Below are 17,998 nucleotides of genomic sequence, written 5' to 3'. Positions count from 1 at the left end.
ACAAAGTACAGCTTTATTTTATCATATCAAGTTCAATATTGATAAACCGAACTTATTGAGAAAATCCTATTTTCTTCTTATAAATGATCCTTTCACGTAATTATCCATTGATTTTGGCACATGTGGAAAGAGAAATAATAGATAAAAACAGTCTTTTACATGATGAACATACTTCATGTACAATAATCATATTTCCTCTAAATGAAAGGTTGATGTCAAAATGGCACAGGAAATTGAAATAGAACTAAAGCAATTGTTAATGAAAGAAGAATTTGAACAGTTGAAACAACATTTTCAATTGAAGGATTCGGATTTTCACACGCAAACCAACCATTACTTTGATACACCTCAATTTGATATAAAATCTCAATTCGCTGCATTAAGAATGAGAGAAAAAAACGGCCAGTGGGTTCTCACGTTAAAGGAACCACACGAAATAGGCTTGCTCGAAACCCACCAAACAATCGCTCCTCCTTCAAGCCTTGACGATTTTCAGCTACCAAAAGGTGAAGTGGCTGATAGGCTAGACCATCTGAACATTCAAAAGGATCAAATTGTGTATTTTGGTTCACTTGAAACGTCAAGAGCTGAAAAAATGATCAAAGAAGGCTTAATTGTTTTGGATCACAGCCGATATTTAACAGTAGAGGACTATGAACTTGAATTTGAAGTGAGCGACCTGGAAATCGGACAAGCCGCATTCTCCGCATTGCTCCAAAAATTCCAAATCCCTGTACGAAACACGAAAAACAAAGTCGTACGTTTTTATGAAGAGAAAATGAAAACACAGAAATAGATGAATTCCTTGAAGGAGGAACATGATGAACGTCAATCAACTTCAATCCTTTATGCAGCTCCAAGCGCTTAAAACATTACAATCAGACCCTGGACAAACGCAAATGCCGGGCGGCCAAGAATCGAATGCTCAAGCTTCCTTTCAGTCGCTGCTGCAAGATTTTTTAGGCGGATCAGAATTATCACGTCTGCCGCTTTCAATTTCTGCATTTATGGGAACGGACCCATCAACGGCTCCGAACACGCAATACGCGCGTACAAACCCATACTTATCTGCTATCGCTGGCGGTGAGCAGCTTCAAGCTCAACCTTCATATGCGAATGACGCTCAATTGAATACAGCGAATGGTATTGGAAATGTCTTAAACAACAGCTACACGCCGCCGCTTCAAAAGGCTGTTTCAAGCGGCTCATCATCAAAAGAAATTAATCAAATTGTGTCACAAATGGCTCAAAAACATGGTGTTCCAGAAAAGCTGATTCATGCGGTCATCAAGCAAGAATCCGGCTATCGTACGAATGCGGTCAGCCATGCAGGCGCGCTTGGCCTTATGCAGCTTATGCCATCTACAGCTAAATCACTTGGCGTGAATAATGCCTTTGATGCGGCCCAGAACATCGAAGGCGGCACGAAGTATATCAAACAAATGCTTCAGAAATATAATGGAAATGTCTCACTCGCCTTAGCTGCTTATAATGCAGGCTCAGGAAATGTTGATAAATACGGCGGCATTCCACCATTTAAAGAAACACAAAATTATGTAAAGAAAATTACAGCACAATATTTCGCTTAAACCGAAGAGAATAACCTCTTCGGTTTTTTGTATGTCGCTTTTCACCCTTTTTTGACTGAATGTGTTATGATATGGTCAATTGATCACGGAACCCGCCTCTCCCCTTATTTCCAATAGACCAAAGCGGTTTGTTTGTGGAATTGAGATGAGGTTGTTAAAATAAGTACAAGAATAGAAACATTAAAATAGAACAAACTGAAAATCACTTTTGAAATAAATGAATTCACAATAGGGCGCTTCATCCTATTAACTACGAGTAAAAGGAGTAGTCAACATGGTACAATCGTTTAACGCACCTTACGAAGCGGTTGGAGAGGAACTTCTATCGCAACTTGTTGATACTTTTTATGAAAATGTAAAGTGTCATCCTTTGCTTCATCCTATTTTCCCGGATGACTTAAAAGAAACAGCAAGAAAACAAAAACAGTTTTTAACGCAATATTTAGGCGGACCTCCGCTTTATACAGAGGAGCATGGCCACCCCATGCTACGGGCGAGACATCTCCCTTTTCCGATTACTGAGGAGCGGGCTGACGCATGGCTTGAATGCATGGAGGATGCAATGGATCAAGTAGGATTAACCGGCGATATTCGTGACTTTTTATTTGAGCGGCTTTCTTTAACGGCTCGTCATATGGTCAACCAAACACCTGAAAAGGATGGACGATCTTGAGCTGCAATACGCACGATCAATATTTCTCACACTGTCACGGACATCCTCAAAAGCCGATTGAAATTTATGTATTCATTGACCCTCTAAGTCCAGACTGCTGGTTATTAGAGCCATCCATTAAAAAATTGAAAATGAAGTACGGCCGTTTTTTCACTTTGCGAACGGTGACAAGCTCTAGTATTAATGCATTGAATCGAAAACGAAAAAAGCATTTACTGACCGAAGCGTGGGGGAAATTTGCGACCAAAACTCAGACAAAAAAAGATCAAATGCTGTCTGAACAAATTGTGACTTCACCTTATCTCGCCTCGCTTGCATTAAAAGCGGCTGAACTTCAAGGCAGAAAATGCGGAATGAAATTTCTACGTCTCATTCAAGAATCACTTTTTTGCCATCAGCAAGATGTTACAAGTGAACATGTACTGCTAGAAAATGCAAAAAGCGCTGGACTAGACATCGAGGAATTCCAGCGCGATATTCATTCTCAAAGTGCTGTCAAAGCACTAAAATGTGATATGAAAATTGCCGCTGAAATGGACGTGTCTGAGCTTCCGACCTTTGCCTTTTTTAATACAGTAAACGGAGATGAAGGATTAAAAATTTCAGGTGCGTACTCTTATGATATATACGAGGAAATCCTTTTTGAAATGATTGGTGAAAAACCAACACCTTCAGAACGGCCTCCAATTGAATGGTTTATTGCTTACTTTCAATTTGCATCTGCCAAAGAGATTGCGGTTGTTTATGACCTGACACTTGAAGAAGTTGAACGAGAAATGAAAAAGCTAGCTTTCGCTAAAAAAGTCGAACGTGTACAAGTGCATCAAGAAATGTTTTGGCGCTATAAAGAAGATGATCATCATTCAGATCTTGATGTCTATCGCTGTGAGAATGAACATGGGTGCTGACCCATGTTTTTTCTTTACCTCAAAAGGGAACATTTGTTCTTTTTTAAACCACGAAGAAACCGCGCCGGGATAAGCGCGGTTTCACTATGTCTTAACGACAACAAAGGGGATGGGAGAAATTTTTCACGGTCAAACAAAGGGGTAATGTTTGTATGTGATTAATTTCACATCTGTAGTATATCAAATTTTGTCGACTTATGACAACAGATATACTATATGTTCATATTTTTGTCACAAAACATAAGAGGGTTGTCACTTTCATATAGTGAAAGTAACGAAAAAATGGAGGGATCTGCATGCGCAGCACAACCATTGGACTTGTTTCCATTGGCTTATGTTTCTTTTTAAACATATTAGGCTTAATGAAAATGCTTCCTCTTTATCTCACATCGCCACTCTTATTTGCTGCAATACTTTTTACACTTTATCGAATGAACCACCGGAAGACCTTTAAGGGATTTAAAGGTTGATGTTAAGGATCGGCCTCTTCATGCGAAGAGGTCTTTTTTGTGAAAAAAACTCCTGTCAAAAGATGAGTATGCACTCACACGTCTGACAGAAGTCTTTTCATTACTCACCCGTTGTGGAGATGAGTTCTTCCATTTCTTTTAATTTTTCTTCGAACAATTGACATGCTGCTTCGATTGGTTCTTTGGAAGCCATATCAACACCCGCTTTTTTCAGCACATTGATTGGATAATCAGAGCTGCCTGCTTTAAGGAAGTCTGTGTAGCGCTCCACCGCAGGTTTTCCTTCTTCTAAGATTTGCTTGCTTAATGCCTGTGCAGCACTATAGCCTGTTGCATATTGATAGACATAATAGTTGTAATAGAAGTGAGGGATTCTCGTCCATTCTAATCCGATTTCTTTATCCACAACCATGCCGTCTCCAAAATACTTCTTGTTCAGGTCGTAATAAAGGTTCGTCATGAATTCTGGCGTTAAAGCCTCTCCTTCTTGTGCTTTCACATGAATCAGATGCTCAAACTCAGCAAACATCGTCTGTCTGAATACCGTTCCTCTAAATCCTTCTAGCAAGTGATTTAACACATACAAACGCTGTTTTTTATCATCTAGATGATTCAGCAGGTATTCTCCTAGTAACGCTTCATTTGTCGTGGAAGCTACTTCAGCTACAAAGATGCTATAGTTTCCATACGGATATGGCTGGTGCTTTCTTGTATAGTAGCTATGAACAGAGTGCCCAAATTCATGAGCCAGTGTAAATAAATTATCAATATTATTTTGCCAGTTCATGAGGATATAAGGATTTGTGCCATAGCTTCCAGATGAATACGCACCGCTACGTTTCCCTTTATTCTCATAAACGTCTACCCAGCGATTATTGAGTCCCTCTTTTAACACGGACACATATTCTTCTCCTAATGGCGCTAACCCTTTTAGCATATAATCCTTTGCTTCATCGTAGGTTAGCTTCATGCCAGCATCTTTTACAAGTGGTGTATACAAGTCATAATTGTGCACTTCATCAAGCTTTAACACCTTTTTACGCAATTCAATATAACGGTGTAATAACGGTAAATATTGATGAACTGTATCAATTAGATTGTCATATACTTCTTCTGGAATACTGTTTCGAGATAGTGCTGATTCTCTTGCCGATTTATAATTTCGTACTTTTGCATAAAAATTATCCTTTTTAATCGAACCGCTCAGTGTCGAAGCAAGCGTGTTTTTATACTGATCATACGTTTTATACACAGCTTTAAAGGCATTCTTTCTCACTTCACGGTCATCACTGTTTAAAAATGTGATAAAGTTGCCGTGGGTAATTTTCTTTTCTTCCCCATTTTCATCCTTTACAGAAGGGAACGAAATATCAGCATTGTTAAACATACTAAAAGTAGTAGATGAAGTTGAGAGAGGTTCAGATGCCTCAGCTAATAAGGCCTCTTGCTCTTCACTTAAAATATGTGGACGTTCTTTATTAATTTCTTCAAGAGCATGGGAATACAGTTTTAATTCTTCTTTTTCCAGAATAAACTGCTGCAATTTATCTTCTTGAATCGATAAAATCTCTGGAACAATATAAGCAGAAGTACTAGAGAGTTGTGTAAATAAATTCGATGCTTTATCATTCAGCGCTTGAAATGATGAGTTAGTTGTATCCTCATCGTATTTCATGTGCGCATATGTATAAAGCTTGCCAAGCTTTTCAGAAAGCTGATCCTGAAAGGTTAGGGCTTCATACAGTACATCAGCAGAATGGGCGAGCTTGCCTTTAAATTGAGCGAGCTTAGGAATTTCTTTTTTGACCGCTTCGAATTCCTTGTTCCATGCATCGACGCTTTCAAAAATATCTTCAAGTCGCCATTTGTTTTCTTCTTTTACTTCGCTTCTGTCTGGTAAATGGTTGTTTTTGCTTTGTGAAGTCATATGAATCCCCCTTGCATAAGTTGTGTTGAACCAACCTTTCGGAAAGTGAAAGAAATTGGTGTTGTATTTATCTTCTTTGTTTTGAACTATATTTGTCAAATCATATGCAGAAATAAATACCAAACAGACTAAAAAAATGAGAAAAAAGCGTTTCTTTCTATTCAATCGCAACACCACCTTTTTCTTATCATGATCAAAGTGGGCATGAAACATGCTAATGAAATAAGAAAGTATCTCGTTTGAACGCTTCATCTACTGTTTGTATTGGCATTTGATTTGACGCTACTTCATAATTACCCTCTTTTGTCATGTGTAAAAACCCTTGTCTAACAAGCGCATGAACATATGCAGTGATGACCTCTTTTATTTCTTCTATTGAAATATCGCCATATCGGAGCTTTACTTCTTTCATCTGGACACACCGCTTGATTTCTTTCATCAGCAGTTGAATCGTTACTGGCCTGTTTCCTTTTTTCCTCATTATCCAATCATACAGACACCCCTGCCAGACGTAAACGGGACTTGTGAAGATATACGCTTCTTTCAGCGGGATAAATAATTCAGTTGGCAGAAAAGGAAAAGCTGTTTGATGATGCTCATAAAAAACGTTTCTCAACTGTTTGCTTTCATTTGATAAAATGCGAGGAGGCCGCTGCCTAAATTGCTGTATACATTTTAGCCATTGTTTGTAGACTTGACGCTTGCTTGAGGGCGGCGATAGAATATCCGAAAGTTTGCGGTATGCTGTTGGCGGTCTGACAGTCATGGCAGCACATATTTTCGTTGGTTGAAATACAAGGAGTTGAGCAAGATGGATGAATCGGTTCTGGAGCGGACAATAAAAAATCAGACTTCCTTTCTGTGATTCCCTTAACATTCCCCAATGAATGGAGGAGAAGGAAAAGAGCTGGGCAGATTTTCGCTTTAAACGATTTGCTCCTATAACCCATATAGGGAAGAGCCCTGCTTCGCGGATTCCTGCTGTCCTTTTACGGAGCTCTTGCCGTGAAATATTTGAGCATTGATATTCGATTGCATAGCTTGTTCCTCCAATAGAGACAGCCACGTCAGGACGCTGATGAATCTTTGACACATACTTTTCAAGCACCGGTTTATGTCCAAGCCTCTGAAGCCAATTCATAATGGCTTCTTTCCCCGCCTGATGATATGCCGTTTCGCCTGAGGCTAGTGGACATGTTGTCAGCTGTTTATGTGCAAAATGATAAACACGTTGTTCACCAAGCCTTAATTGCACTTCTTCCCTGCATTCAGGGCAGTAAAATTTGCACGTCGTCCTGACATGTTCCAACCTGTTTTTAGATAAGTGATGTGTAATTCGAATAAGTTTTCCATTATCCATGATCGCTGTATTCATTCAGTTCGCCCCTTAGTCTTTGTTGACCGTATTATAGCTTTTTCATCTATAAGAGAGCGACTAGGTAAAATGAACTTTTATTGTGTGAAAACATGATTTTACTGTTGTTTTCCTGAGGAAAATGAAAAAACCCCCTCATAAAAAAGGGGGGAAATACAATCTTTATAGTAATGGCGATAATAATCTTGCTGTTGATTCAAAGAGTCTTACCCTTAACGGTCTCTTTGCAAATTCTTCTGGGACAATCTCGTGCGACTGCTCTAAATCACCTAAGAAGTCGTTCACGAGCTTCTCAGTGCTTTTCGTTTTATAGAGGAAGGCATTCACTTCAAAATTCAAATGAAAGCTTCTCATATCCATGTTGGCCGTTCCTATCGAAGCCAGCTCACTATCCACAATGATAAATTTACTATGCATAAAGCCTTGATCATATTCATACACCTTTGCCCCTGCTTCTAAAAGCTCCGGGAAGTATGAACGGGACGCATGGAAGACGATCCGTTTATCTGGATTCTTCGGTGCAATAATCCGTACGTCTACTCCGCTTAATGCAGCAATTTTCAGTGCAGACAAAATATCATCATCTGGCACAAAATATGGTGAAGCGATCCAAATAGACTTTTTGGCAGAGATAATCATGGAGAAAAAGAGATTTTTAATGACCTCCCACTGTTTATCAGGTCCGCCAGCGATCATTTGTACGCCTTGTGTTGTGCTTTCAAGGTGGCTGAAATCTTTAAAGTAGTCCACACCTGCGCATCTTTCATTCGTCATATAGTACCAATCCTGCATGAAAATCTGCTGCAGGTCACGAACAGCTTCACCCTTAATCATCAAATGGGTGTCACGCCAAAATCCATATTGTCTACTTCTACCCATATATTCGTCTCCAATGTTCAGCCCGCCAACAAATCCAACTTCTCCATCAATCACGACAATTTTTCGGTGATTTCGGAAATTGATTTTATTATTTAACAGAGGCAGCCTCACGGGTAAAAATGGAACGATCTGAACGCCAGCCTTTTCGAGGTCAGCAATATATTGACGAGAGAGCTTTAAACTCCCTACATCGTCATATAAAAAGCGGACAATCACGCCATTTTTCGCTTTATCAATGAGAATATCTTTTAATTCTTGTCCAAGGTCATCGTGGCGGAGAATATAATATTCTAAATGAATGTGATGTGTCGCCTTTTTGATTTCTTCAAAAATATGAGAGAATGTTTCTTCTCCATTCGTCAGGACTTTAGAGGACGTGCGATACGTAATAGGGGTATGTCCAAGTCTGTGGGCCAGCTTAAATAAGAGCTGCTGATGATCACCCATATGCGTCATTTTCTCAATCGCTTCTCTATGAATATGTTCATCTTCCTGGATTAACTGTTCGTCCAGGATGGCTTTCTTTTCAAACAACCGGCGCTTTTTGATATTGCGTCCAAAGAAAATATAGAACAAAAAGCCGAATAACGGAAAGCTGCCAAGCAGGACAAGCCACGTTATCGTTTGAGATGGATTCCGGTTCTCCAAGAATATGACAAACCCGATGAAGATAATCGATAAAGTGAATAGAACACTGACAGAACTTAATACACTTACCGCTAAATCACCGGCAATTAATTGAATGACTAAATAAGCACCTATCGTAATGATAAGAAAAAATAGAACTTTGACTAAATTTCTCATTTCATTTTCTCCTTGCCGATCTCTTTATTTACCTATTCATTCAGATAAAAAAGCCGATTCCTCTATAGAAATCGACTTTTGTTGGTTACGAGAAGTGCTGTTGAATCGTTTCAAGGGCATTACCTTCGATAATCAGCTGACCATATTCTTTCAGTCTGTAAATGCTGACCACTGATTCATGAGCATATTCAAGCAAAATGCTGAGCTTATTCTCCACTTGCTCATCTGACAAATCCTCGCGGAAGTCAACATATAGATAATAACGGTTTTCAAACGAATATAAACTTGTGGTAAAATCCTGCATATTTAATTGAGAAAGTGCAATCAAATCTTCAAAGTCATCCATTTTCAACACAAATTGAAGTTGAAGTTTTTTGTCCTTCTCATTATCGTCTTCTTGATCCTGCTCTTCTTTTTGAAAATCATCAAGCAGTGCGTCTAGACTTTCTTCATCTGTTTGATCTTTTTTATCTTCTGGAATCGGCAATTCGAGCTTTTGTCCATCTTTAGAAAGTTGGGCTTTCGTCACGACAATTTCAAGACCTTTGTCAAGTGCCTGCACTTGAATCCAAAGCGGTCCCTCAACTGCAAATTCTTCTTCTTCGTGCACTTCGTCCATTACTTCCCAAAACAGCTCTTCACTGCGTTCACGATTATACCAAATCTCTTCACGGTCAAATCCGCGGTCTTCAATATCACCGTAGGAAATATAAAATTTCACTGTATGTTCATTAATTCTTTCAATTTCCATTTTGCCAACCTTCCCTTCTATATAAGATGTTGAAGGGACATACAAGCTCCCAATTAATAGTACTTTACTACACTTTACCCGTTCCGTCTACATGTTAACCTTTTAAAGAATTGAGGTATTGCTTTGTACTGTCTATTTTATGATATATATTGTTTTCGTGCAATTTTAAGACCTTTCTTTTCCATAAGAACACAACAAATTAAATCATCTTTTCAAACCAAAGGAGATCATACATTTTCGCATTTGAATGCAACTTTTGTTATCTTCGTGTTATCTTTTCTGCAAAGATAACAAAATAACAAAAAAATAACTGTCCTGTGAAAGACAGTCGAAATTGTGAGTAATATAAGAAGAAGTTAACCATTGAAATATACAAATTTTTATAAACCCGTTTCCGTGGGTAAACCGTATATTCTAATTATACACCACATTTAGACACCTCGAAAACATTCTGTTAAAATGTTTTCGAGGCGAGAGTATGACTGATCTCGAAAGAAAAATTTATCGAATCATTTACAATATGAGCAGATTCCGCAAGAACCCCACAATGGACGACTTAAAAATAAAAACAGGTAAAGACGAACAATCTATAAGAAAAGCCGTTAAAAATCTTATGTCAAGAAATGATCTGACATGGGATAAAGAGAAAAAGGAATGGCGGTTCAAATAAAAAAGAAGCCCCTGTAAAGGGCTTTTTCTAATTGAATTTATTAAAGCCGACACTTGATGTATGACCTCTTATCGCCTCATCATGATTCTGTGATAGTGCAAAATAACCGATTGTACTTAATGTCCCCACAATAATAAGGGTTGCTATTACTGACTTAAATTTCATAAAGGCAATCGCTCCTTTTAATTAATTTTTGGAAGAAAAGAACCTTCTCATAAAAGTTCGACGCCCGATCCTTATCTCCTACTGAATTGTACTTTCTTGCTGCATCTTTCGATAATTCTTCAAGAATTGCGTACATGCCTTTTTTGCTCAAATAATCAATGTCACTATGAACTTTATCATAATCTTCCTTTACATAAAGCGCCTTATAGAATGTGAACACTTTAAGCATTACATCATCATTTAATTTTTCAGCCAACTCTATTCCCTGGTAGAGGGCGTATAAGCCGAGATCACTGTCATTATTGTGAAAATACGATCTTGCTAGCATAATCAACGGATCGAGAATTCTGTTCAAGTGTTCATATCCTTGTTCCTTAAAACTTGTCACCGATTCTTTAAAGTATTTTATTGCATTATCTAAATCTTCGGAATGGAAATGGCTTAATCCTAAATTATATAGAGCCGATCCCCTTAATCTTTTAGTCGTACTATCTACTGATTTTTCTAAGGCTTTTTCGAAATGAGGCATTGCTTTTTCGGGGCATCCCATATCAATATAATTCAGTCCGATGATGAAGGAGCATTGAATTTCTCTAATTGTATAGGTGTCTTTTTCTCTATAGCATTCTATGGCTTTCGCTATGTGGTGCATAGACATGTGGGTTTGTTTCATGTGGTAATAGATTTCAGCCATTTTGTAATTGAACTCAGCACGCTCAATATCGTCACTAACTAGAGAAAGTTTTTTTTCAGCACGTTTATAAAATGTAATAGCGTTCAAATAGTTATACTTCTCAAATTCATACATACCGTGGAAGAAGTTAAAATAGTATTCAAGTAATCCCGTTAGCTTCTCTTGTTCCCTTTTTATTTCCAAAGTTAGTTTCTTGAAATCAGCACGCTCATGACCATCTTTCAACGGATCAAGATAATCAAGCATGAGTTTGTGTCTAAACTCCATTAAAGAGAAATATAAAAGTAAATCTTGGTTTTCTTCCATGCGGTCTAACGATGCCTTTATTTCCTCTTTATAAGCCTCTGCATCCGCTACGTTAAACCTTTGAATATGATAATACCATTCGTTGATTTTAACTCCTACGTGCGACGATAGAACTTTCTCCATTCCCATCTAACCTCCCTATATCATCCCTACATTTACATATAATAACATACCCATTTATTACTATCACCGCAAAATTCACGCAATTTAGACATTGATCAATACATTATTATTGATCGTTTTTGCGGTCGTAACGCTTAAAGACATGATTACATATTGTAACTGTTAAATATATCCCGAAGAAAACGAGTAAAGCAATGAATATATCATTTAAACGATTATCAGCAAAATAAACGATAGTTCCGACTACAGTCGCAACCAATACAGTTGTAATAAGATCTTTCATCTAGATCAATCAACCTTTCAATATATTTTCTACATTTTATTACAAAAAAGGTGGTAATCACACAATTAACTGTTTATAATAGTCAATGTATTACAATATTACTAGAAAGAGGGTTATTATGAAAATTTACAAAAGTTTATCTATCGCCGCTATGTCTCTTGTTTTAACGTTTTCTGTAAGCGTTCCCATTTTTGCTAACGAGAAGGTTCAGACTCCAATTGCACATACCGATCAAACCTCTTATTCAGTATTGGATGACAACGTCTTGAAATCAGAAGTAGAAACTCAAGCTAGTTGGGACGGTCAATTCAAATCAGATTATACCATCCCGTCTCATATTGTTGCAGCCGCCGCGGGTGCTGGCGCATATAAAATTAGTCAGTATATGATGAGGACGTTGAATGTCGGTGGAGCTGCTGCGGCTGCGTTTACTGGTATGGTTATGAATTACGTTTCAACAAAAGCCAAAATTAGACTTGTTTCGACTGAAAAATACAGATGGATCAAGAAATACACTAAAGCTGAATATCAAGCGACAACAAAAATATATCTAAATGGCAAGTATAAAACAACTAAAACAAAAAAATGGATTTCGGAAGTAGACACCAATATTGATAGTTTGGATAAATAAAACCAATAAGAACCCCCCATCCAGTAACGGACAGGGGGTTTCTTGTTTAACACTATCTATAGTCGTATGTCTATAGATTTTTATTTTAATAGCTTTTCGAGGGCTGCTTTAGTCTTTGGACCATAAATGCCATCAGCAGCAAGTCCATGCATGAGTTGGAACCGCTTTACTGCATCCGCCGTTTTTGGTCCGTAATAGCCGTCAATACCGTTGTTTTTCGCGCCCTTATCAGGATAGAAGAAAAGAGCGGCTAGGGCTTGTTGTACGGCTTTTACTCCCGCTCCCTTCGTAAGAGGCTTTGTAACTTTTAAAATGCCAGAAGGCAGGTTGTATGTCTTTTTAGCAGGCTTGGAAGCTGGTTTTTTGGATGGTACTGGTGTTGCCTTCGTTGGTTTTGTAACTGTTTGCTTTACTGTACCAGCTAAAACCGCCTTATAATCAAAGACAGGACACGCTTTCCAAGAATAGCCCGGAAACTCATTGTGCCCTCTTGTTCTTTTGTAGTTCGGCATATCTTTCTTCAATGCTGTTACTAAAGCTCGGAAACTTGTTTCCTGTGCAGCTGTCGGCTTTTCACTTCTGAAATCGCCCACAAGACAAATGCCAATCGCAAAGCGGTTTGAATTGCCTACATGATAGGATTTGATTCCTAAATCATGATTCCATTCGATTGTTCCGTCTTTGAGAATGACAAAATGATAAGCTACACCCGGCCAACCATTAGTGCCTACATGATAGTTTGCAAAAGATGCGCTGTTTCCCGATGTTGTTAAACTGTGATGTACTGCAATATCAGTCTTAGCATTGACACCGACATTTGAATAACTCCCTTTACTCTTCGTTTTTCCCCGAAGATCAACAAGCTTGCTTAATTGTCTAAAATTCATTTACATTCTCCCCATTCGTTTAATGGAATATAAAAAGCCACCCGAAGGCGGCTTCTATTTTGTTAATCCTTTTTGTTTTAGGACTTCTTTCTGCTTCTGTCCTTTTGATGTCACATAGTTGTTTTTGAACCATGTGATTAGCGTCATAACCGTTGTAAAGAGTGTAGAAAAAGCAACATATAAAATGTCTGCTAGATTGTTTACGGACTCTTCATCCAATGGTAAAGGCGTTTTGCCGAACATCACTAAAAACTGATTAATCAAAGCAACTAAAAGAAGCACCGTGCGGATCACAGTGCCTTTGTCGAAGTTTTTCATATTAAGTTCCCCATTTCTTTTATTTTTGAATGAGCGTGTACACAAGGGCAATTCCTCCACCGATTAGCCCTGTGGAAAAAGCGGTGATAATTGCGCCAGTAATTGTACGCTTAATCCATGTTGTATTTTCCTCGATTTTGTTGAGCTGACTGTTCAAGCTGATAATTTGCTGGTCATGCTTGTCTTGACCTCTTTCAAGTATATTGACACGCTGCTCCAAAGTAGTATGACTGTTTTTTAATTCCGATATATCCTTTTGTATGATGTTCACATCGTTAACCTCCGTCATTCCTGACATCAGTAAGCCCCCCAACCTATTACATGTTTTTACACCTCCTTAAAGAAGGCAAAATAAAAACGCCTACTCAGCGTGGTTTGAATCGTTTTGTTTGAATTTAAGTAACTCTTCTTTAAGCCGTTTATTTTCATTATCGCAAACTGTAAATTGTGCCCTTGCTTCCGCAAGCTCTAAATGCGCTTTTGTTAGCTGCTCCGATAAAGCCATTGATTTATAAAAAAACAACTCTTCTTTTTCTGTCAGCTGTTGTTTTTGTTCCATCTCAATTCCCCATTTCTTGTATTTGATTTTCTAAAACATACACCCTATCTTTCAATTCCTTAACAATCGGAATCAACAAAGCATACAAGCGGTCATACATAACGCCTTCGATTTGCCTTTCTCCGTTCTCGTCTGGATCACTCCAGAATAGATATTCCTTCAATCCCGCTTCGTAAAGATCCTCGGCTATTAAACCCGGCACTCTTTCAAGATAAGGTCTGTCACCATCATCTGAACTGTTTGACTCAAGTATTTCTGCATATGATTCCACAACTTGTTTATCAAACCATGTTTTCGGTTTCAATTTTAAAATATTTTCTAGCTTGTCATCAGGATATTCTTCAATGTTTAATTTGTATTTTTTTGATGAAACAACACGGCCCAAAGTTCCATATTGTGTTATATATACATTCGCTGATCCTGTGTACATTCTAAAGTATATATCTTCTGACCAGACACGCTTTCCGGTGTTATCCCTTCCGAGAAATAATGATCCGTTCCATGATCCTGCATCTAATGAAATTCCACCGTCTTTTTCTCCCCCTCCTTGTATTACAACACGTCCACTAGATCTTAAAGATATACCCTTATCTCCTATTATAGTAGTCCTGTCTTGAGAGGTTATAGTAACAGATTTCACTGCACGTAATCCTATATCTTGATTTGCATGAAATGAAACAGATTGATCTGCTTCAACTCGATAACCTTTTAAATAAGCTAGATGATCTGTTTTTCTTCCACTAATAAAAAGCCTTGGTTTTCCACCTGCTAAATCAACGTTAACCGTCAAGACGCTTTCATCGTTCTGCGAAAAAGTTAGTTTCGAACCACTCCTACTTACAGTGCCTATTTCAGTAGGAACCCCCGGATTAGACTCTATTCTTAACTTATGTGAAATGTTTTCGTTTTTAGGATTTGCTTCCGCAAAGAAATTGATTCCGCCTCTTTTTATATCAACGGTACTAATCGGTTCTTGCGTTTCATTCTCACCAATTCTATTTCCATATTCTTGTGAAATTAGGCCAGATTTGATTGTGAGTTTTTCATATCTTTTTACAGTGAAATCATATATAACTTTTCTATATTGATAAATTTGATCTGCTTCAATGAAGGATTCAAATGCAGTTGATCCTGAAATAGGTTCAATTCGCGCCCCTCTTATTAGTGAACCTTCTATTGTGATCCCTTTAATCGTTCCAGCATTGATTTTGTCCGCAGATAGATTGGCTATTTTAGCATTTGTAATAGCACCATCTGTTATGTGAGCAGTATCAATAATTGCAGTACCTAGATGTGCTTTTTGGATTGCGGCATTTTGAATGGCTGCCGTTCCGATTGCAGCATCATTTACGTGCAGGGCTGTCACAGATTTTTCAGTGAGCATTACATCGTAAGGGCTGGCAGACCATTCTTTTATTTCATTGCCTACTCGTAATTGGACATTACGTATATCGAATGAAACAGATGTGACATCTAAAGTTTCTATACCTTCTACAGCTGTAGATGATCTCGTGACACTGCCTATAATGGTATCTTGTGAATTTGGTGTAAAATCGATCCAAGTTGAATTATTGTTGTATTGCCATTGAGAGCCGTTATATCGCACTACTCTAAAATCATATGTTTGTACAGTGACACCGCTTGTAAATCTTGAATTATCTGATCCAGTAAACATTAAAAAGGCATTGGATTCAGTAGAATTTGCGCCAGTACCTTCTAAATTTGTGCTAATTTCGGTGCTTCCCTTTGGAAATTTGTAAATAGTACCGTCTGGCGTTGTAAAAGAAGCATTTTCACCGAAGATAACTTGAATTTCCCCCGGATTATACGAAGCAGTGAAGTTCATATTTTTTAAAAACTGTATGTCTCTTACTGCTCCACCACGTTGAACCCCATTTACTATTAGGGCAGGTACCTTTCCACCTAAACCAGCTATTACAATGTAGTAGTCGGAATTTGTTTTACCAGTAAATTCGAAAGGAATATCATATCTCACAAATTCTTCTTCTGGATAATTGGTTATGTCCGTGTATGGTGATGGAATCAGCACACTTTCCGTACTAGTAGCAGTTGTATTTCTTCTTGCGTAAACATAATTAAAGTTATCCATCAAACCTCTTTTTGCTTCGAAAGACAAGATATATTGTTTTCCGTTTGTTAATTTCAACGCCTTTCTTTGACCCGTTATAATCCCCACAGCATTGAAAGTTGAATTTCTCATGACAGTAACCATATTAGATCTTTCATTTTCCTTGAAGAAAAGAAAGCCATTATTCACCGGTGTTAAATCACTTGATCGCAGAAGTGACCCCGGTAATATATTTGAATTCTCAATGTCCGTGTACAGTTTTTCAGCCGTTACTGACAACGAAGCCAGTTTATCAGCTGTGACAGCACCAAACATAATATCATCAGTAAGGATTCTCACCGTCTTTGCTTCATATTCTTCTGACCAATCGCTGGCCGTCCCATGTGTGTTTATGGTTCTCAAGCGGTAATACCATACTTGATCAGCTTCCACGCCGTCTTGATGATGCCACCCGCCTGTTTTGCCTCGGAAAATAAGCTGTGCGGCTGTAGGTGTAAACCCCTTGTTTTGTGATGCGTACACTTCATACGCAGCTATAAAGGATCTAGGGTCATAATCCCATGTAAGTGAAATCGTCTTGTAAAGACCTTCTACTTTGATATTTGCTGGACGGGGCGGCTTTGTATTCGGAAAACTGCCATCTGTCACATTTCCCGCTTCCGGCTTTCTTTCCCAGGTGCCACGATTACTATCAATTATCTTTTGCAGCTGCTTTACTCGATCATCGCCCTGTAAGGCTGACAAGAACTGTCCTATCTCAACGACACACGTATTTTCAGGATCAGTAATGTCATATTCCATTGAGATAATGCGCTGTGAAGTTTCGATCGGGATAGCAAAATTGCGATCAATAGCGATGGTTGTATCTCCAAGATCGACATGCTCGTGCTCATACCCCTCAACGCCTTCAAGCAGACAAACTGATAGCTCATAATTGACCTCTGTTTTTGATGCCACAGTGATTAAATGATTGTAAGTTGCTTTCAACAGCTCTTCTTCATCTTCTATTTCTTCATCACTGAAAATGCCTTCTCTATGGATCAATGATCCATTTTTCAAGCGACCGTATTTTTGCAATAAAGCAGGATCGCCTACCCACTCTTGGCCCTTTGGTTTGTCTACTGGATCGCCTTTTGATTTTTTCCACTCAACTTCCGAAAAATCAATGAAACGGGAATAACCACCTGTTTCTTCTCCGTCATCATCTGTTGTCTCTAATGAAGCACCGTAACCGTATAATGCCGTTTTTGGATAGCTGATCACAGTACGTCTGATACTTTCAGTGTCCTTGTCTATTTCAAAACGTTTGCCGCTGTCTTTTCCTCTTCGTGATAATACCTTGATAGTACGTTTGGTGATGGTATTCCCGTCAAACTCCACCACGTCTTTAAACTCGCCGCCCCATTTGTTCAAAACATCGCTTAGGCACTCGAGAACGGTCATTTTATAGAATGAAGTAGAATTCAAGCCCAGCTCGGCGGTCACCTCTACAGTCCAGCGAGTTCTTTCAAACACTTGATCAAGAACATACTGCGCCGTTTTATCTTTTGGCCGCTTCTCTTTAATGATGGTTTCAGCCAATTCCATCATTGCGGCTTCACATGTTACGAGAGTGTTAATCTCGGCACCATCATCTGTATCATCAAGCTCTTTTATAACAAACGCCCGCAATTCGCCGTCCTTATCTCGGAACACGACTTGATTCTCTTCAAACAGATACTTAGCATCTGGATGTGAAGCATCTGCAATAAAAGAAAAAGAAGAACCCAAGTTGAGTTCTTCTTTGTATTTAGCATCCCAAAAATTACACGAATCCTGTCCGTCACTGGACAGAACAGCCAAAAGTTCATCTTCTGGCGATAAAATGAATATCTCAGCCATGACGGACCCCCTTTCT

At 38.5% G+C, this 17,998-nt stretch carries 18 protein-coding genes and 1 pseudogene; 7 read left to right on the top strand and 12 right to left on the bottom strand.

All coding sequences use genetic code 11. The annotated features are described in order from the left end of the window. Positions 1-220: 220 nt before the first annotated feature. From MHI33_RS06590 to MHI33_RS06570, 5 genes are all read left to right on the top strand, one after another. Positions 221-796 carry a CYTH domain-containing protein gene (locus MHI33_RS06590; RefSeq protein ID WP_044139624.1) on the top strand — a complete coding sequence of 192 codons (576 nt, stop codon included), beginning with the start codon at positions 221-223 and terminating at the stop codon, positions 794-796. A gap of 25 nt (positions 797-821) precedes the next feature. After that, positions 822-1,589, top strand: a complete 768-nt coding sequence (locus tag MHI33_RS06585) for a lytic transglycosylase domain-containing protein (RefSeq protein ID WP_003212377.1) — start codon at positions 822-824, stop codon at positions 1,587-1,589. A 274-nt stretch (positions 1,590-1,863) separates the two neighbouring features. Further along, on the top strand, positions 1,864-2,262 hold the full coding sequence (locus tag MHI33_RS06580) for a globin domain-containing protein (protein ID WP_008355333.1): 399 nt from the start codon (positions 1,864-1,866) through the stop codon (positions 2,260-2,262). Further along, on the top strand, positions 2,259-3,170 hold the full coding sequence (locus tag MHI33_RS06575; protein WP_278178635.1) for a ClpXP adapter SpxH family protein: 912 nt from the start codon (positions 2,259-2,261) through the stop codon (positions 3,168-3,170). Before MHI33_RS06580 ends, MHI33_RS06575 begins: the two co-directional genes overlap by 4 nt. Positions 3,171-3,466: 296 nt before the next feature. Next, positions 3,467-3,640: a hypothetical protein gene (locus MHI33_RS06570; protein WP_044139629.1), complete on the top strand. Its 174-nt coding sequence runs from the start codon at positions 3,467-3,469 to the stop codon at positions 3,638-3,640. Positions 3,641-3,740: 100 nt separating this feature from the next. Here MHI33_RS06570 and pepF read toward each other — a convergent pair whose 3' ends face one another. The 5 genes and pseudogenes from pepF to MHI33_RS22015 form a co-directional block, all read right to left on the bottom strand. After that, positions 3,741-5,567, bottom strand: a complete 1,827-nt coding sequence (gene pepF, locus MHI33_RS06565) for an oligoendopeptidase F (RefSeq protein WP_282959899.1) — start codon at positions 5,565-5,567, stop codon at positions 3,741-3,743. A 214-nt stretch (positions 5,568-5,781) separates the two neighbouring features. Further along, positions 5,782-6,942, bottom strand: coding sequence for a competence protein CoiA (locus tag MHI33_RS06560; RefSeq protein ID WP_340910064.1), 1,161 nt, complete (start codon positions 6,940-6,942; stop codon positions 5,782-5,784). 162 nt (positions 6,943-7,104) lie between these two features. Next, positions 7,105-8,625, bottom strand: a complete 1,521-nt coding sequence (gene cls, locus MHI33_RS06555) for a cardiolipin synthase (RefSeq protein WP_003212118.1) — start codon at positions 8,623-8,625, stop codon at positions 7,105-7,107. Between the two features lie 85 nt (positions 8,626-8,710). Continuing rightward, positions 8,711-9,376, bottom strand: a complete 666-nt coding sequence (mecA, locus tag MHI33_RS06550; RefSeq protein ID WP_265208983.1) for an adaptor protein MecA — start codon at positions 9,374-9,376, stop codon at positions 8,711-8,713. Next, positions 9,343-9,463: pseudogene (locus MHI33_RS22015) on the bottom strand (hypothetical protein); the annotation flags it as partial. The gene mecA and the pseudogene MHI33_RS22015, both read right to left, overlap by 34 nt. A gap of 391 nt (positions 9,464-9,854) precedes the next feature. On the opposite strand from MHI33_RS22015, the gene MHI33_RS06545 reads away from it, so the two are divergent. Beyond that, entirely contained in the window at positions 9,855-10,046 is a 192-nt protein-coding gene (locus MHI33_RS06545; protein ID WP_340910059.1) for a hypothetical protein, read from the top strand. Positions 10,047-10,073: 27 nt separating this feature from the next. On the opposite strand, the gene MHI33_RS06540 is transcribed toward MHI33_RS06545, so the two are convergent. After that, the gene (locus MHI33_RS06540; RefSeq protein WP_340910056.1) at positions 10,074-10,211 is read right to left on the bottom strand and encodes a hypothetical protein; all 138 of its coding nucleotides are present in this window, start codon (positions 10,209-10,211) and stop codon (positions 10,074-10,076) included. Next, positions 10,201-11,334, bottom strand: coding sequence for a response regulator aspartate phosphatase (locus MHI33_RS06535; RefSeq protein ID WP_340910053.1), 1,134 nt, complete (start codon positions 11,332-11,334; stop codon positions 10,201-10,203). The genes MHI33_RS06540 and MHI33_RS06535 overlap by 11 nt, the downstream gene beginning before the upstream one ends. A gap of 401 nt (positions 11,335-11,735) precedes the next feature. Here MHI33_RS06535 and MHI33_RS06530 point away from each other — a divergent pair, with 401 nt between their 5' ends. After that, positions 11,736-12,248 carry a hypothetical protein gene (locus MHI33_RS06530; RefSeq protein WP_340910050.1) on the top strand — a complete coding sequence of 171 codons (513 nt, stop codon included), beginning with the start codon at positions 11,736-11,738 and terminating at the stop codon, positions 12,246-12,248. Between the two features lie 80 nt (positions 12,249-12,328). On the opposite strand, the gene MHI33_RS06525 is transcribed toward MHI33_RS06530, so the two are convergent. The 5 genes from MHI33_RS06525 to MHI33_RS06505 all read right to left on the bottom strand — a co-directional run bounded on the left by MHI33_RS06525 (position 12,329) and on the right by MHI33_RS06505 (position 17,982). After that, positions 12,329-13,135, bottom strand: a complete 807-nt coding sequence (locus MHI33_RS06525) for a peptidoglycan recognition protein family protein (protein ID WP_340910047.1) — start codon at positions 13,133-13,135, stop codon at positions 12,329-12,331. 54 nt (positions 13,136-13,189) lie between these two features. After that, positions 13,190-13,453: a phage holin gene (locus MHI33_RS06520; protein WP_217012887.1), complete on the bottom strand. Its 264-nt coding sequence runs from the start codon at positions 13,451-13,453 to the stop codon at positions 13,190-13,192. 19 nt (positions 13,454-13,472) lie between these two features. Continuing rightward, entirely contained in the window at positions 13,473-13,751 is a 279-nt protein-coding gene (locus MHI33_RS06515; RefSeq protein WP_144521548.1) for a hemolysin XhlA family protein, read from the bottom strand. 63 nt (positions 13,752-13,814) lie between these two features. Next, entirely contained in the window at positions 13,815-14,012 is a 198-nt protein-coding gene (locus MHI33_RS06510; protein ID WP_340910042.1) for a hypothetical protein, read from the bottom strand. Position 14,013: 1 nt separating this feature from the next. Beyond that, positions 14,014-17,982: a phage tail spike protein gene (locus MHI33_RS06505; RefSeq protein WP_340910039.1), complete on the bottom strand. Its 3,969-nt coding sequence runs from the start codon at positions 17,980-17,982 to the stop codon at positions 14,014-14,016. Positions 17,983-17,998: the final 16 nt, after the last annotated feature.

It is taken from the genome of Bacillus sp. FSL K6-2971 (genome assembly GCF_038006405.1).
In the GTDB taxonomy this organism is placed as follows: Bacteria; Bacillota; Bacilli; order Bacillales; family Bacillaceae; genus Bacillus; species Bacillus pumilus.
The sequence above is the reverse complement of the archived record's forward strand: the minus strand, read 5'-3'. Positions and strand labels throughout refer to the sequence as shown.

What these genes read in the sequence shown, in the direction of transcription:
- MHI33_RS06530 (WP_340910050.1), top strand. Translation starts at nt 11,736, where the DNA reads ATGAAAATTTACAAAAGTTTATCTATCGCCGCTATGTCTCTTGTTTTA.
- MHI33_RS06535 (WP_340910053.1), bottom strand. Translation starts at nt 11,334, where the DNA reads ATGGAGAAAGTTCTATCGTCGCACGTAGGAGTTAAAATCAACGAATGG.
- MHI33_RS06560 (WP_340910064.1), bottom strand. Translation starts at nt 6,942, where the DNA reads ATGAATACAGCGATCATGGATAATGGAAAACTTATTCGAATTACACAT.
- MHI33_RS06515 (WP_144521548.1), bottom strand. Translation starts at nt 13,751, where the DNA reads ATGTCAGGAATGACGGAGGTTAACGATGTGAACATCATACAAAAGGAT.
- MHI33_RS06505 (WP_340910039.1), bottom strand. Translation starts at nt 17,982, where the DNA reads ATGGCTGAGATATTCATTTTATCGCCAGAAGATGAACTTTTGGCTGTT.
- cls (WP_003212118.1), bottom strand. Translation starts at nt 8,625, where the DNA reads ATGAGAAATTTAGTCAAAGTTCTATTTTTTCTTATCATTACGATAGGT.
- MHI33_RS06570 (WP_044139629.1), top strand. Translation starts at nt 3,467, where the DNA reads ATGCGCAGCACAACCATTGGACTTGTTTCCATTGGCTTATGTTTCTTT.
- MHI33_RS06510 (WP_340910042.1), bottom strand. Translation starts at nt 14,012, where the DNA reads ATGGAACAAAAACAACAGCTGACAGAAAAAGAAGAGTTGTTTTTTTAT.
- mecA (WP_265208983.1), bottom strand. Translation starts at nt 9,376, where the DNA reads ATGGAAATTGAAAGAATTAATGAACATACAGTGAAATTTTATATTTCC.
- MHI33_RS06545 (WP_340910059.1), top strand. Translation starts at nt 9,855, where the DNA reads ATGACTGATCTCGAAAGAAAAATTTATCGAATCATTTACAATATGAGC.
- MHI33_RS06525 (WP_340910047.1), bottom strand. Translation starts at nt 13,135, where the DNA reads ATGAATTTTAGACAATTAAGCAAGCTTGTTGATCTTCGGGGAAAAACG.
- MHI33_RS06520 (WP_217012887.1), bottom strand. Translation starts at nt 13,453, where the DNA reads ATGAAAAACTTCGACAAAGGCACTGTGATCCGCACGGTGCTTCTTTTA.
- MHI33_RS06590 (WP_044139624.1), top strand. Translation starts at nt 221, where the DNA reads ATGGCACAGGAAATTGAAATAGAACTAAAGCAATTGTTAATGAAAGAA.
- MHI33_RS06585 (WP_003212377.1), top strand. Translation starts at nt 822, where the DNA reads ATGAACGTCAATCAACTTCAATCCTTTATGCAGCTCCAAGCGCTTAAA.
- pepF (WP_282959899.1), bottom strand. Translation starts at nt 5,567, where the DNA reads ATGACTTCACAAAGCAAAAACAACCATTTACCAGACAGAAGCGAAGTA.
- MHI33_RS06580 (WP_008355333.1), top strand. Translation starts at nt 1,864, where the DNA reads ATGGTACAATCGTTTAACGCACCTTACGAAGCGGTTGGAGAGGAACTT.
- MHI33_RS06540 (WP_340910056.1), bottom strand. Translation starts at nt 10,211, where the DNA reads ATGAAATTTAAGTCAGTAATAGCAACCCTTATTATTGTGGGGACATTA.